Annotated in this window: 12 protein-coding genes and 1 pseudogene; 6 read left to right on the top strand and 7 right to left on the bottom strand. The window is 69.1% G+C overall.

Going from position 1 to position 12,473, the window contains the following annotated elements; all coding sequences use genetic code 11:
- Positions 1 to 57: 57 nt before the first annotated feature.
- A pseudogene (locus tag ABD156_RS06840) lies at positions 58 to 840 on the bottom strand (SDR family NAD(P)-dependent oxidoreductase).
- A gap of 114 nt (positions 841 to 954) precedes the next feature.
- Here ABD156_RS06840 and ABD156_RS06835 point away from each other — a divergent pair.
- Positions 955 to 1,521: a TetR/AcrR family transcriptional regulator gene (locus ABD156_RS06835; RefSeq protein ID WP_344267844.1), complete on the top strand. Its 567-nt coding sequence runs from the start codon at positions 955 to 957 to the stop codon at positions 1,519 to 1,521.
- On the opposite strand, the gene ABD156_RS06830 is transcribed toward ABD156_RS06835, so the two are convergent.
- Genes ABD156_RS06830 through ABD156_RS06815 form a run of 4 tightly spaced genes read right to left on the bottom strand, consistent with a single transcriptional unit; the run spans position 1,518 to position 4,460 of the window.
- Positions 1,518 to 1,973, bottom strand: a complete 456-nt coding sequence (locus ABD156_RS06830) for a YdeI/OmpD-associated family protein (RefSeq protein ID WP_344267842.1) — start codon at positions 1,971 to 1,973, stop codon at positions 1,518 to 1,520. The genes ABD156_RS06835 and ABD156_RS06830 overlap by 4 nt on opposite strands.
- Positions 1,974 to 1,991: 18 nt before the next feature.
- On the bottom strand, positions 1,992 to 3,131 hold the full coding sequence (locus tag ABD156_RS06825; protein ID WP_344267840.1) for a glutamate--cysteine ligase: 1,140 nt from the start codon (positions 3,129 to 3,131) through the stop codon (positions 1,992 to 1,994).
- A 10-nt stretch (positions 3,132 to 3,141) separates the two neighbouring features.
- Complete coding sequence (locus ABD156_RS06820; RefSeq protein ID WP_344267839.1) at positions 3,142 to 3,696, bottom strand: hypothetical protein; 555 nt, start codon at positions 3,694 to 3,696, stop codon at positions 3,142 to 3,144.
- Complete coding sequence (locus ABD156_RS06815; RefSeq protein WP_344267838.1) at positions 3,693 to 4,460, bottom strand: alpha/beta hydrolase; 768 nt, start codon at positions 4,458 to 4,460, stop codon at positions 3,693 to 3,695. The genes ABD156_RS06820 and ABD156_RS06815 overlap by 4 nt, the downstream gene beginning before the upstream one ends.
- A 219-nt stretch (positions 4,461 to 4,679) precedes the next feature.
- On the opposite strand from ABD156_RS06815, the gene ABD156_RS06810 reads away from it, so the two are divergent.
- Together ABD156_RS06810 and ABD156_RS06805 are read left to right on the top strand one after the other, a co-directional pair.
- Positions 4,680 to 5,441 carry a lysophospholipid acyltransferase family protein gene (locus ABD156_RS06810; RefSeq protein ID WP_344267836.1) on the top strand — a complete coding sequence of 254 codons (762 nt, stop codon included), beginning with the start codon at positions 4,680 to 4,682 and terminating at the stop codon, positions 5,439 to 5,441.
- A 20-nt stretch (positions 5,442 to 5,461) separates the two neighbouring features.
- On the top strand, positions 5,462 to 5,950 hold the full coding sequence (locus ABD156_RS06805) for a polyadenylate-specific 3'-exoribonuclease AS (RefSeq protein ID WP_067595152.1): 489 nt from the start codon (positions 5,462 to 5,464) through the stop codon (positions 5,948 to 5,950).
- A 354-nt stretch (positions 5,951 to 6,304) separates the two neighbouring features.
- Here the strand turns inward: ABD156_RS06805 and ABD156_RS06800 are convergent, their stop codons facing one another.
- Positions 6,305 to 7,396, bottom strand: a complete 1,092-nt coding sequence (locus ABD156_RS06800) for a 3-deoxy-7-phosphoheptulonate synthase (protein WP_344267832.1) — start codon at positions 7,394 to 7,396, stop codon at positions 6,305 to 6,307.
- A 290-nt stretch (positions 7,397 to 7,686) separates the two neighbouring features.
- On the opposite strand from ABD156_RS06800, the gene ABD156_RS06795 reads away from it, so the two are divergent.
- The 3 genes from ABD156_RS06795 (at position 7,687) to ABD156_RS06785 (ending at position 10,513) form a co-directional block, all read left to right on the top strand.
- Positions 7,687 to 8,712, top strand: coding sequence for a 6-phosphofructokinase (locus tag ABD156_RS06795; protein WP_344267830.1), 1,026 nt, complete (start codon positions 7,687 to 7,689; stop codon positions 8,710 to 8,712).
- A gap of 82 nt (positions 8,713 to 8,794) precedes the next feature.
- The gene (locus ABD156_RS06790) at positions 8,795 to 10,069 is read left to right on the top strand and encodes a S41 family peptidase (protein ID WP_344267828.1); all 1,275 of its coding nucleotides are present in this window, start codon (positions 8,795 to 8,797) and stop codon (positions 10,067 to 10,069) included.
- A gap of 9 nt (positions 10,070 to 10,078) precedes the next feature.
- The gene (locus tag ABD156_RS06785) at positions 10,079 to 10,513 is read left to right on the top strand and encodes a VOC family protein (protein WP_344267826.1); all 435 of its coding nucleotides are present in this window, start codon (positions 10,079 to 10,081) and stop codon (positions 10,511 to 10,513) included.
- A 48-nt stretch (positions 10,514 to 10,561) separates the two neighbouring features.
- Here ABD156_RS06785 and ABD156_RS06780 read toward each other — a convergent pair whose 3' ends face one another.
- A complete protein-coding gene (locus tag ABD156_RS06780; RefSeq protein WP_344267824.1) occupies positions 10,562 to 12,304 on the bottom strand; it encodes a putative Ig domain-containing protein in 1,743 nt (580 codons plus the stop codon).
- Between the last annotated feature and the right edge of the window lie 169 nt (positions 12,305 to 12,473).

Below are 12,473 nucleotides of genomic sequence, written 5' to 3'. Positions count from 1 at the left end.
GGTCCGCCCCACTGAGCCAGGTCGTCGTGGAAGCAACCGGCCTCGGCGGATCAGCCGTCACACGGTCTTCACCGCCCCGGCGTCGATCAGGTGATCCGTCCCGGTGGTGCTCGCGGCCAGCGGCGACGCGAGGTACGTGATCAGCGTGGCCACCTCTGCCGGTTCGACGAACCGGCCGGTCAGCATCCCGGCGCCCGCCGGAACCGCGGCCAGCAAGTCCCCGTGCGACATTCACATTGACGAAGCCAGTTCGGCGCCGTAGCTCTCCGGCCCCTCCCACAGCGCGGTACGAACCGGCCCGGGCGAGACCGTGTTGACTCGTACTCCCTGTGGCCCGAACTCCTCCGACAGTGCCTTCCCGAACGCGGTCAGCGCGGCTTTCGCGGCGGTGTAAGCGATCGGGCCCGAATGCGGGATCCGCGCACCGTTCGAGGAGACCGTGACGATCGCGCCCCGGCGTTCGATCAGGTGCGGCATAGCCGCGCGAGAAGCCCGTACCGCGGCAAGGAAATTCAGCTCCACCATGTCCGTCCACTGTTGATCAGTGAGCGACAGGAAACCGCTGGCCTGTCCTTGGCTGCTGTCTCCGCCGCCGACGTTGTTCACCAGGACGTCCAAGCCGCCCAGCTCGGCGACGGCTTGTTCGATCAACCGGCCAGGGCCGTCCGGAGTGGACAGGTCCATCGCCACCGGCACCGCGCCGGTTTCCTTCAGTTCCGGTGTGATCGTCCGGGCCGCGGCCACCACTCGCATCCCTTCGCCGATCAGCGCGGAGACCGTGGCCAGTCCGATTCCCCGGCTCGCTCCGGTGACCACCGCGGTCTTGCCGGCCAACTGCATGTCCATCCGAAAAACCCCCAAAGTCGGGCCAGGTCCGATGCATCTAAGCTAGCAGTTGCAACATAGGTGTCGCAACTAAGAACCGAGTGGCAACCATGGCGTAAACTGGGCACCATGGAGAAACGGGCCCTGCGCGCGGACTCGGAACGGACGGCTCAGGCGATCCTCGAGGCCGCCGAACGGGTGCTCAGCGACAACCCGGCGGCGACGATGGAGCAGATCGCGGAAGCGGCGGGCGTCTCGCGAACGACGGTGCACCGCCGGTTCGCCAGCCGCGAAGCGTTGGTGGACGCCATGACGCTCTGGGCGACGCAGCAGTTCCACGACGCGCTCGCCAGCGTCCGGCCCGACGTCACGCCGCCGCTGGTCGCGCTGTACCAGGTGACCGCGAAGGTGCTGGGCGTCAAGCTCCGGTGGGGGTTCGCGATGAACGCGCACCCGCAGGAAGACGGCGTCCTGACCCCGGACGTCGTCGCCCAATGCGACGTCTTCTTCCAGCGGCTGGAGGAAAGCGGCACGCTGCGGCCCGGCGTCGACCTGGTCTGGGCGCGCCGCGTGTACTGCGCGCTCATCCACGAAGCAGCGCAGGACCAAGACTCCGCCGACCCGGACGTGCTGGCGACCCGAGTCGTCGACACGGTGCTGGGCGGGTTCGGCAAGCCAGGGGTGACGGTGGGCTAGGGAAGCCCGTCCCCGGCGAGTTCGGCGATGATCTTCGCGATCCGCCGCTCCCGGGTCTCCGCGCGCTTGGCGGAAGTAACAGCTTCGGCGCGTTCCCGTTGCGCGGTAAAGGAAAGCTTGTCGAACGCGGCCCGCGCACCCTTCCGCTCGGCCAGTGCGGCAGCCAGACCGTCCGGCATCTCGACCGTCCGCTCGGCGAGATCGGCTTCGAGCGTGACCTCGACCGTCTCCCCGGCCGCGACCCCCGCCGCCTCCCGGTTCGCCGCGCTGAGCGGCAGCATGAACTCGCCGGAGTAGACCGCGACCGTGCTGCGGTAGGTGTGCGGGCCGATCCGCACCCGGACCTTCGGCCGCCGTCCCTGGCCGAGCGCCTCGACGACCTCGGCCGGGACCCGGAAACCGGTGGCGGTTTTGCCGTTGAGCTCGACGAGCGTGCTGAACGTATGCGACATCGCTGCCTCCCAGACCAGCTAAGCGTGCGGGACGCCGTCGCGCATCTCGGTGACCAGCGCGGCGACCACAGCCTTCAAAGATCCGTTGTACTGCTTCGCGACCGCCCGCTGCCGCTGATAGCTCGCGCCGACCCGGAGAATGTTCTCGACATCGCGCAGCTCGCGGACGCAGTCCAGCCGCCGGGCGACCGGTTCCAGCCGGTCCAGCAGCTCGGCGAGATCTTCGGTGACGAGGCGTTCGCGGCCGGCGGCGTCGAGGATGACGATCGCGTCGAGGCCGTACCGCGCGGCGCGCCACTTGTTCTCCTGGACGTGCCACGGCGGCAGCACCGGCAGCGTTTCGCCCTTGTCGAGGCGCGCGCTGAAGTCGTCCACCAGGCACTGCGTGAGCGCCGAAATCGCCCCGACCTCCTGCAGCGTCGGCAGCCCGTCGCACACGCGCATTTCGATGGTGCCGAAGTGCGGGGCAGGCCGGATGTCCCAGCGGATCTCGGAAAAGTGGTCGATCACGCCGGTGGTGAACATGTCCTCGACGTAGCCCTCCAGCTCGGCCCATTCGCGGAACTGGAACGGAAGCCCGGCGGTGGGCAGCTGCTGGAACATCAGCGCGCGGTTCGAGGCGTACCCGGTGTCCTCGCCGGACCAGTACGGCGAGGACGCGGACAGCGCCTGCAGGTGCGGGGCGTAGCGCAACAGCCCGTCGAGCACCGGCAGCACCTTGTCCCGGTGGTCGAGCCCGACGTGGACGTGCACGCCGTAGATCAGCATCTGCCTGCCCCACCACTGGGTGCGGTCGATGAGCTTGGCGTAGCGCTCCTTGTCGGTCACCTTCTGGCGGTACCACGAGGAAAACGGATGCGATCCGGCGGAGAACAGCTCGACGCCCAGCGGGTCGGCGACCCGGTGCACCTCGTCCAGCGCCTCGTCGAGGTCGTGTTTCACCTCGCCGACCGTGCGGCAGACGCCGCTGACCACCTCGATCGTGTTGAGCAGCAGCTCCTGTTTGATCCGGGGATGCTCGGCCTTCCCCTCCGGGCGGACCGCGGCGAGCAGTTCCTCCGCGACCGACCGCAGTTCGCCGCTGCGCCGGTCCACCAGCGCGAGTTCCCATTCCGCGCCGACGGTGGAACGCCGGGACGCCTGGAAGTCGATCCGCATGCCCGCCCGGTCAGACCTGGGCGCCGTTGCTGGGGTCCGCGCCGGGCGGCGGGCCCTGGCGCACGCGCAGCAGGAGCAGCGCGATGCCGGTGGCGAGCGAGAGGATGCCGAGCGGCGTGGCGAGCGCCGGCCCGACCCCGATCAGGTTCGGCACGATCAGCAGCAGGAGCCCGACGACGAAGAACAGCAGCACGATGAACGCGCCCTTGCGCCAGCGCGGCAGCGGCGGCGGCTCCGGCGGCACGTAGTGCTCGTCGTCCTCGGCCGGGTCGGCGGAGAACATCGTGGCGTCCCAGTCCGTGCCTCCGGTGCGCCAGCCCTCGGGCGACGACGAAGACGACGACGGAGGCGCGGGCGGCGGGTCCGCGGTGGGCTTCGGCTTGGCCTTGCCCGCTTCGGGTTCGGCTCCGGCGGACGCCTCGGGTTCGGCGGACGCGGGGCCCGCGGTGGAGAACGGGTCCTCGTCCAGGAACACGCCCACGCCCTCGGCCCGCAGGTCGGCGACGATCTCGGCGAACGTGGCGTCGACGTCCTCGGGTCCGTCCGCGCCTTTCCCCCGGTTCATCCGGCACCCACCTGTCCCGCCCGCGGCTGCCGGGCGAAGTCGACACTGCGGCTGAAGATCAGCTCCGCGTCGTAATCCTGCGTCGCGACGTGGAAGCTGTTCTCCAGCACCACCTCGATCACGTCCGTGCTCGAGATGCCGTCCAGAACGATCTGCGAGTTCTCGGGTTCCACGACGTGGTCGACCCGCGAGTGCAGCAGCAGCACCGGCTGCGTCACCATCGCCAGGTCGGCGCGCACGATCTTCCACAGCCGGGCGAGGCTCGCCGCGGCCCGGACCGGCGTGCGCGGGTAGGCCAGTTCGACCTCGCCGGGCTTCGCGATGTCGTTGCCGATCGCGCGGATCGACGGCACCACCCGCGACAGCAGCGGCAGCACCTTGGCGTCCAGGCTCAGCCGCGTGACCGACGGGTTGACCAGCACGAGGCCGGAGATGTCCGAGCCGAATTCCTCGGCGAGGCGAAGGGTGAGCGTCCCGCCCATCGACATCCCGCCGACGAACACCTGGTCGCACTCCGCGCGCAGCGCCAGCAGCGCCTCGCGGACGCATCCGTACCAGTCCTGCCAGGTCGTCCGGTTGGCCTCGCGCCAGTGCGTGCCGTGGCCGGGCAGCAGCGGGCAGCGCACCGCGAAGCCCTCGTCGGCCAGATGCCGGCCCCAGGCGCGCATGCCGTCGGGCGTCGCGGTGAATCCGTGGCAGAGCAGGAAGCCGGCCCCGGAGGAACCCGGGTGGGAGAACGGTTCCGCGCCGGCGAGCACGCCCATCACGAACGCCCTTCCGAATCGAAGCGGTGGAGTCCTCCCATGCTCTCACGCCGAAGCCGGGTTGTGGGGTCCACTCGCGGAAGCGGGGATCCTTCCGGTCCCGCTGTGAGATCGGTCGCTGCCCCCGGGTGACCGCCCGCTCTCGCGTTGTGCGGGCCGGTGCTTGTTCCGTACCCTGGCCTGCCGGGGCCCGCGCGGGCAGGAAAGGACTGGAACCCGGTGCTGTACTTGCTGATGAAGTGGGTTTTCATCGGGCCGCTGCTGAAGACGCTGTGGCCCACCAAGGTCGTCGGCGCCGAAAACATCCCCGAGACGGGTGGCGCCATCCTCGCCGGGAACCACCTCGCGGTCGCGGATTCGTTCTTCATGCCGCTGCGGGTCAAGCGCAAGGTCACCTTCCCGGCGAAGTCGGAGTACTTCACCGAGCCCGGGTTCAAGGGCCTGCTCAAGAAGTGGTTCTTCACCGGCGTCGGCCAGTTCCCCATCGACCGCTCCGGCGGCAACGCCGCGCAGGCCGCGCTCGACACCGCGATCCGGCTGGTCAAGGACGGGCACCTGCTCGGCATCTACCCCGAGGGCACCCGTTCCCCGGACGGGCGGCTGTACAAGGGCAAGACCGGCGTCGCCCGGATCGCGCTCGAATCGCGCGGCGTGGTGGTCCCGGTGGCGATGGTCGGCACGGACAAGGTCAACCCGATCGGTTCCAAGATGTGGTGGCCGCGGCGGCTCGAGATCCGCTTCGGCAAGCCGCTCGACTTCTCCCGCTACGAGGGGCTCTCCGGCGACCGGTTCATCGAACGGTCGATCACCGACGAGATCATGTACGCGCTGATGGAGCTGTCCGGCCAGGAGTACGTGGACATTTACGCGGCGAAGGCCAAGGAACTGCTCGCCGCCGAGGCGGCCGGGGTCAAGCCCGCGGTGCCCGTTCAGCCGAGCGGTCGTGACGCCGATCGGGTGCCGGAGAGCAAGGCCGGGTAGCGCCCCACTAGAGTTCCCCGGTGCGTTTTTTCTACGACACCGAGTTTATCGAGGACGGCGTGACGATTGACCTGGTGTCGATCGGTGTCGTTGACGAGCGCGGACGCGAGTTCTACGCCGTGTCCACTGATTTCGACCCCGGGCGGGCCGGGGCTTGGGTGCGGGAGAATGTGCTGCCCAAGCTGCCTTCGCCCGCGGATCCGGCGTGGCGTAGTCGCGAGCGGATTCGGGCGGATCTTCTGGAGTTCTTCGGGAAGCCGCCTGGGGGGATCGAGCTTTGGGCTTGGTTCGCTGCTTACGACCATGTGGCGCTGGCGCAGTTGTGGGGGCCGATGCCTGCGTTGCCTCGGCAGTTGCCCCGGTTTACCCGGGATCTGCGGCAGCGGTGGGAGGATGCGGGGAAGCCTAAGTTGCCTGCTGCGCCTGGGGATCAGCATGACGCGTTGGCTGATGCTCGGCATAACTTGCAGCGGTGGGGGGTTATCGAGGAGGCGTTTCGGAGGCGGTGAGCCGTTGCGGTCGCGGACGGCTCGTCGCCTGGCGGCGACATTGCTCCTTGGTTGCGTGGGGCACCCCGAAGCTTGATTGTGCTGACGGTCTGGGGGTGCTTGTCAAGGCGGGAAAGATGCCTTGACAAGCACCCCCAGACCGCAGTGAGGCTTCGTATCGGGGTGCGGGGGAGGGGCTGGGTGCCTCGAACGTTGGGTGCGTCGGCTGCGGGTGGTTGGCGGTCCGTGAAGGGCTCCTTGAGGGAATCTGATTCCCTCAAGGAGCCCTTCACGGACCGCGGAAGGTCGTGAGGGGAACCCTCAGGGACTCTGATTCCCTCGGGGTTCCCCTCACGGACAGTCTCTGGGCGGGGGTTAGTGGCGGCGGGTGCGGACGGCGGTCGCCAGGGTGTCGAGCAGGTCTTCCGTTGTGTTCCAGTCCATGCAGGCGTCGGTGATGGACTGGCCGTAGGTCAGATCGCTCGCCTGGCCTAGCACCAGGTCTTGGCGTCCGGCTACCAGGTTGCTTTCCAGCATCAGGCCGGCGATTCCGCGTTCTCCGGCGGCGATTCGGCCGGCCAGGTCGCGGACGACCTCGGACTGGCGGACGTGGTCCTTGTTGCTGTTGCCGTGGCTCGCGTCGATCACCAGGCGTTCCGGCAGGCCCGATTTCGCCAGGCGGGCCAGGGTTTCCTCCACGGTCGCCGGGTCGTAGTTCGGGCCTGCGGAGCTGCCTCGCAGGATGACGTGGCAGTCCGGGTTTCCGGAGGTCGTCACCAGGGCGGCGAGGCCGTCGACGTTGATGCCCGGGAAGACGTGCGACGCGGCGGCGGCGCGGGTCGCGTCTACGGCTACCTGGATGTCGCCTTCCGTCGAGTTCTTGATGCCGACCGGCATGGACAGGGCGCTGCACAGTTGGCGGTGGACTTGGCTGGCGGCCGTGCGGGCGCCGATCGAGCCCCAGGTGACGATGTCGGCGATGAACTGCGGGGTGATCGGGTCCAGGAATTCGCAGCCGACCGGGAGGCCCAGTTCGGAGACGTCCAGGAGGAGTTTCCGGGCCAGGCGCAGGCCCTTGTTGACGGCGAAGGTGCCGTCGAGGTCCGGGTCGTTGATCAGGCCCTTCCAGCCCAGCGTGGTGCGCGGCTTTTCGAAGTACACCCGCATCACGATGTGCAGGTCTTCGCGCAGCGACTCGGCCTTGGCGGCCAGGCGGCGGGCGTAGTCGAGGGCGGCTTCGGGGTCGTGGACCGAGCACGGGCCGACGATTACAGCTAGACGGTCGTCGCGGCCGTCGAGGATGTCGACGGTTTCCGTGCGGCCGTTTTGCACCACTTTCGCGACGGCGGCGTCCACGGGATGGTCTTCGCGCAACAACGCGGGCGAGATGAGGGGACTGACCGAAGTGGTGCGGCGGTTGTCCAGGGTGCTCGCGTCGGCGGGGGCGGCGACGAGGGGGGTGTTCATGTGCGGGTGGTCCTTCCTGGTGGACACCGACCCGCGGGAGAATCGCCGAGCCGGTTCGAGATCCGGCTCGGGGTGGAGGTCAGCGCAGGTTCACGCCGCCGTGCCCACCCGGGGCCGGCTTCGTAAACCAGAAATAGCGCTGCACAAGCCCAAGGTAACACACCGTTCAGACCGTCCTGCCCGGACCGGATTGGGCAGGTGGTCCGCCCTGCACCGATCCAGATGAAAGCCGCTACGCTGTCCGCGGACTGTGACTGCACTCTCCCTGCGAGGAAAGACGGAGGCAACAGATGCGTGTCGGTGTGCTGACGGGGGGCGGCGACTGCCCCGGCCTGAACGCGGTCATCCGCGCGGTGGTCCGCAAGGGCGTCGAAGTGCACGGCTGGGAGTTCGTCGGCTTCCGCAACGGCTGGCAGGGCCCGCTGACCGGCGACAGCCGGCCGCTCGGCCTCGCCGACGTCGAGGACATCCTCACCCGCGGGGGCACCATCCTGCGGTCGTCGCGGACGAACCCGTACAAGGTCGATGGCGGCGTCGACAAGATCCGCAAGGTGCTCGCCGACCAGGGCGTGGACGCGCTGGTCGCGATCGGCGGCGAGGACACCCTCGGCGTCGCCAAGCGGCTGACCGACGACGGCATCGGCGTCGTCGGCGTGCCCAAGACGATCGACAACGACCTCGGGGCCACCGACTACACGTTCGGTTTCGACACCGCGGTCTCCATCGCCACCGAGGCGATCGACCGGCTGCACACCACGGCCGAATCGCACCACCGCGCGCTCGTCATCGAGGTCATGGGGCGGCACGCGGGCTGGATCGCGCTGCACTCCGGCCTCGCCGGCGGCGCGAGCGTGATCCTGGTGCCGGAGCGGCAGTTCTCCGTCGACCAGGTCGTGCAGTGGGTCGAACAGCGCTTCGAGAAGGAGTACGCGCCGATCATCGTCGTGGCTGAGGGCGCGCTGCCCGAGGGCGGCGAGGAGAAGCTGCTGACCGGCGAGAAGGACGCCTTCGGGCACGTCCGGCTCGGCGGCATCGGCAACTGGCTCGCCGACGAGATCACCGAGCGCACCGGCAAGGAATCGCGCGCGGTCGTGCTCGGCCACGTCCAGCGCGGCGGCACCCCGACCGCGTACGACCGGGTCCTCGCGACCCGCTTCGGCCTGCACGCGGTGGACGCGGTCGCCGACGGCGACTTCGGCGTGATGGTGGCGCTCAAGGGCACCGACATCGTCCGCGTGAAGCTGTCCGAGGCGACGGCCGAGCTGAAGACCGTTCCGCTGGAGCGGTACCAGGAAGCCGAAGTCTTCTTCGGCTGAGCCACGGGTAGGGGCAACCCCACCACGGTGCCGGGGGCGTGCGGTATTCCGCGCGCCCCCGGCATTTTTCTACCCTCGGCTCGTGCGAATCTTCCTGGCGGGCTTGGCAATGCTCTCGGTGACCGCGGCTCCTGCATCCACTGTGGACGGTGTCTGGCGGACGGACGGGTACGGGCAGTTGGTCCAAGTGTCCGGCGGCAAGCTGACGACCTACGACGTCACCAAGGTCAGCTGTTTGCCGGGCGCGCTTTCCGGAACTGGCGACGGCACAAGGTTTTCGACCAACGAGGGCTCCGTCGTCACTATCCGAGCTGGCAGGATGAGTTTCGACGACAACCTGGGTGTGCGGTCATTGCGTCGTGTTCCCGGCGGATTGCCGACCGCCTGCAAGGCTCCGGCTGCCGACGTGTTCGACGTGTTCTGGCACAGTTTTGCCGAGAACTACCCGTTTTTCCCAGCGAAAGGTGTCGACTGGAAGTCCGAAGGGGACGCTGCCCGCCGCGAGATCGCCGCGCACCCGGACCGGCTCTTCGACGTCCTATGTGGACTGATCCGTCCGCTGCACGACGCTCATGTCGGCTTGCTCGCGGGAGATCAGCATTGCTCGTCGCCCCGCCCCGGCACTCCGGATCTGAAAACGACTGTCCCGCGCGCGATAGCCGTGGCCGACGCGAATCTCGGCGCACCGATTCAGCGGTGGGCCGACGGAGCCATCGCCTACGCCGATCTGCCGAATGGCCACGGATACCTGCGCATCACGGGATTCCACGACTACGCCGACACTTTCGCCGCCAGCAGCAAGGTCCTGGCGAAAGCGCTGGACGAGATCTTCACCGCCGACCGGGTGCGCACGCTGCGCGGCCTGATCCTCGACCTGCGCGTCAACGGCGGCGGAGACGATCCGCTGGGCCTGCAGGTCGCCGCGCGGCTGACGGACGTCCCGCATTTCGCCTACGCCAAACGCGCCCGCAACGATCCGGACGACCCGGCGAGGTTCACCGTGCCGCAAACATTCTTCGTGCAACCCGCCCCAGCGCCGCACTACACCGGTCCGCTGACGGTGCTCACCGGCAGCCTGGACGTCTCAGCGGGGGAGACCTTCCTGCAGGCGCTGCTGAACCGGCATCCACGGCCAGTCCTGATCGGACAGTCCACTCAGGGCGCCTTCTCGGACATGCTGGAGCGGACGCTGCCGAAGCAAGGCTGGAAGGTGGCGCTGCCGAACGAGGAGTACCTCGACCCGCACGGCCGCACGTACGACGGCAGCGGCATCAGCCCTGACGTCGAGGTCCCGGTTTTCGCCCCGGACGACCTCGCCGCCGGACGGGATCCGGCGCTGGCCGCCGCTCGTCGGTAAGGTGAGCGCATGGGGTCGGTCAAGCAGTTCCAGGTCACTTTCGATTGCGCGGAACCCGAGCGCGTCGCGCGCTTCTGGTGCGAGGCGCTGGGGTATGTCATGCCGCCACCGCCGGAAGGGTTCGCCGACTGGGCGGAGTTCGACCGCTCGCTGCCGGCCGAACATCAGGGCTCGGCGTCCGCCTGCGTCGATCCGAACGGCGTCGGCCCGCGGCTGTACTTCCAGCGCGTGCCCGAGGGCCGCGTGGTGAAGAACCGGGTGCACCTCGACGTGCGCGTGGGCGCCGGCCTGGTGGGCGACGTGCGGCTGGCGGTCCTGAAGGCCGAGGCCGACCGGCTGGTCGCGCTGGGCGCGTCCATCGTGCAGGTGCTGGTCGCGGACGAGGTGAACGAATCCTGCATTCCGATGCAGGACGTCGAGGGCAACGAATTCTGCCTGGACTGAGAAAAGCCGCCGTGCCGCGGGACCTGCGGCACGGCGGCTCTCAGCGGTTCAGGAGACGGAAACGTTGGCCGGAGCGGTGAACGAGCCGCCCGACACCTGGTAGATCTGCGACACGGTGAGGCTGCCGCCCGCCGGGATGGCGTCCTGGCCGGTGATCACGACGTGCCCGGTGGACCCGGACGCGGTGCCCGGGTTCGTGTTCGACAGCGATTCGTTCGAGGCCAGGTCGAACGCCAGCGTCCAGCCGTTGGCCGCCGACGCGCCGCCGTTGGTGATCGTGAAGTGCGCGAAGGCGCCGAACCCGTAGTCGTAGTCGGTGGTGAACTTCGCGGTCAGCTTGCCCACCGGAGCCGTCGTGACGGTCCAGGTGAACGGAGCCTGCGCGGTCGCCCCGGCGGAATCGGTGGCCGTCACGGTGACCTTGCTGGTGCCCTCGGCGCTCGGCGTGCCGGTGATGGAGCCGGTCTTGCCGTCGATGGCCAGTCCGGCCGGAAGCCCGTCCGCCGAATAGGTGTAGGGCGAGGTGCCGCCGGAAGCGGTGACCTTCAGCGAAACCGCCTTGCCCACCACGCTGTTCTGGTTGCCCGGGTTGCTGACGCTCAGCTTGCCGTTGGTGCCGCCGCCCGGGGTGAGGCCGGTGACGCCGTGCGGGGTGCCGAGGCCGGTCGGGCCGTCCCAGCCGGTGCCCGCGTTGCAGATCACGGTGCCGCAGCTGCCGTTGCTGCCCGAGGTGACGTCGTTGAAGTCGCCGGTGTGCGCGTACGGGTAGGTCGCGGCGTTGTCGCCGTCCTTCGGCGTTCCGGCGAGTGCCCAGATGCCGGCGACGATCGGCGTGGCGAGGCTGGTGCCGCCGTACTGCGACTGCTGGCCGTTGACGTAGATCGTGATGCCGCTGTTGGGATCCGCGTCGGCGGAAATGTCCGAAGTGGCCCGATTGTCGCAGGCGGTGCTGATCCCGTTCTGGAACGCGGGTTTGCTGAACTTGCTCGAACAGCCGCTGCCCGTCTTGTTCCAGGCGGTTTCGGTGTAGCCGCCGCCGGACGCGGTCAGCGTGGTGCCGCCGACCGCCACCACCTCGGGCGAGGTGGCCGGGTATTCGGCCTGCGCGCCGCTTTCGCTGCCCCAGTCGCCGGTGGCGCCGAGGATGGCGACGCCAGGGTGGTTGTAGTGCTGCTCGGCGTCCGAGGGGATCGCGCTTTCGTGGTCGGCGTAGCTGTTGGACACGATCTTCGCGCCGAGCCGGACCGCGCTGTCGACGGCCGCCGCGAGGTCGCTGTCCTCGTTGCTGTTGCCTTCCACCAGCAGGATCTTGCAGTCCGGGCAGAGCGCGCTGACCGCGTCGACGTCGATGGCCATCTCGGTCGCCCAGCCCGAGTCGGTCTTGGTCGGCAGCGTGCTCGTGCCGTCCTGGCCGACCACGGTCAGGCAGCCGTTCGCCTTGGTGCAGGAGCCCAGGTTCCAGTGCGACCGGAAGTCGTTCAGGTCCTTCTCGATGCCGGGGTCGTCGAAGGCGTCGACGATCGCGACGGTGGTCCCGCCGCTCTTCAACCCGGCGACGCCGTAGGCGTTCTGCAAGTCGGTCGGGCTCATCGCGCTCGCCGGCCGGGCGCCTGGCGAAACCAGTTGCACGGCTTGGCATTTCGCGTAGCCCTCGGGGGCGCTGGCACACGACGCCGGGCTCAGCTGCGGGCTGGCGTCGGCAGCCGGGGTGAACGTCGCCGCCACCCCCGCCCCCAGCGCGAGCGCCGCACCGGCGGCGGCCAGCCGTCTCAAGGTCGTTCCTGCACGCATCATCGCGTCCTTCCTGGTACGCCGCTGCCCGGAGACGGGCGAAAAGCGGTGCCGCCATTGGATTTCACCGAGGCGGTGCGGAACCAGGAACAACCGGCACAACGGGCTGTTGTGCCAGGCGGAGGAACCCGACCTTCGGAGGATGTTCGCCAGTCCCGGGGAGAGCGAC

The sequence above is a fragment of the Amycolatopsis albidoflavus genome (assembly GCF_039525725.1).
GTDB lineage: Bacteria > Actinomycetota > Actinomycetes > Mycobacteriales > Pseudonocardiaceae > Amycolatopsis > Amycolatopsis albidoflava.
This window is presented reverse-complemented; position numbering and strand designations above follow the sequence as displayed.

Excerpts from the sequence above, each read along its gene's own strand:
- ABD156_RS06835 (WP_344267844.1), top strand. The coding sequence starts at position 955 with ATGGAGAAACGGGCCCTGCGCGCGGACTCGGAACGGACGGCTCAGGCG.
- ABD156_RS06830 (WP_344267842.1), bottom strand. The coding sequence starts at position 1,973 with ATGTCGCATACGTTCAGCACGCTCGTCGAGCTCAACGGCAAAACCGCC.
- ABD156_RS06825 (WP_344267840.1), bottom strand. The coding sequence starts at position 3,131 with ATGCGGATCGACTTCCAGGCGTCCCGGCGTTCCACCGTCGGCGCGGAA.
- ABD156_RS06820 (WP_344267839.1), bottom strand. The coding sequence starts at position 3,696 with ATGAACCGGGGGAAAGGCGCGGACGGACCCGAGGACGTCGACGCCACG.
- ABD156_RS06815 (WP_344267838.1), bottom strand. The coding sequence starts at position 4,460 with ATGGGCGTGCTCGCCGGCGCGGAACCGTTCTCCCACCCGGGTTCCTCC.
- ABD156_RS06800 (WP_344267832.1), bottom strand. The coding sequence starts at position 7,396 with ATGAACACCCCCCTCGTCGCCGCCCCCGCCGACGCGAGCACCCTGGAC.
- ABD156_RS06795 (WP_344267830.1), top strand. The coding sequence starts at position 7,687 with ATGCGTGTCGGTGTGCTGACGGGGGGCGGCGACTGCCCCGGCCTGAAC.
- ABD156_RS06785 (WP_344267826.1), top strand. The coding sequence starts at position 10,079 with ATGGGGTCGGTCAAGCAGTTCCAGGTCACTTTCGATTGCGCGGAACCC.
- ABD156_RS06780 (WP_344267824.1), bottom strand. The coding sequence starts at position 12,304 with ATGCGTGCAGGAACGACCTTGAGACGGCTGGCCGCCGCCGGTGCGGCG.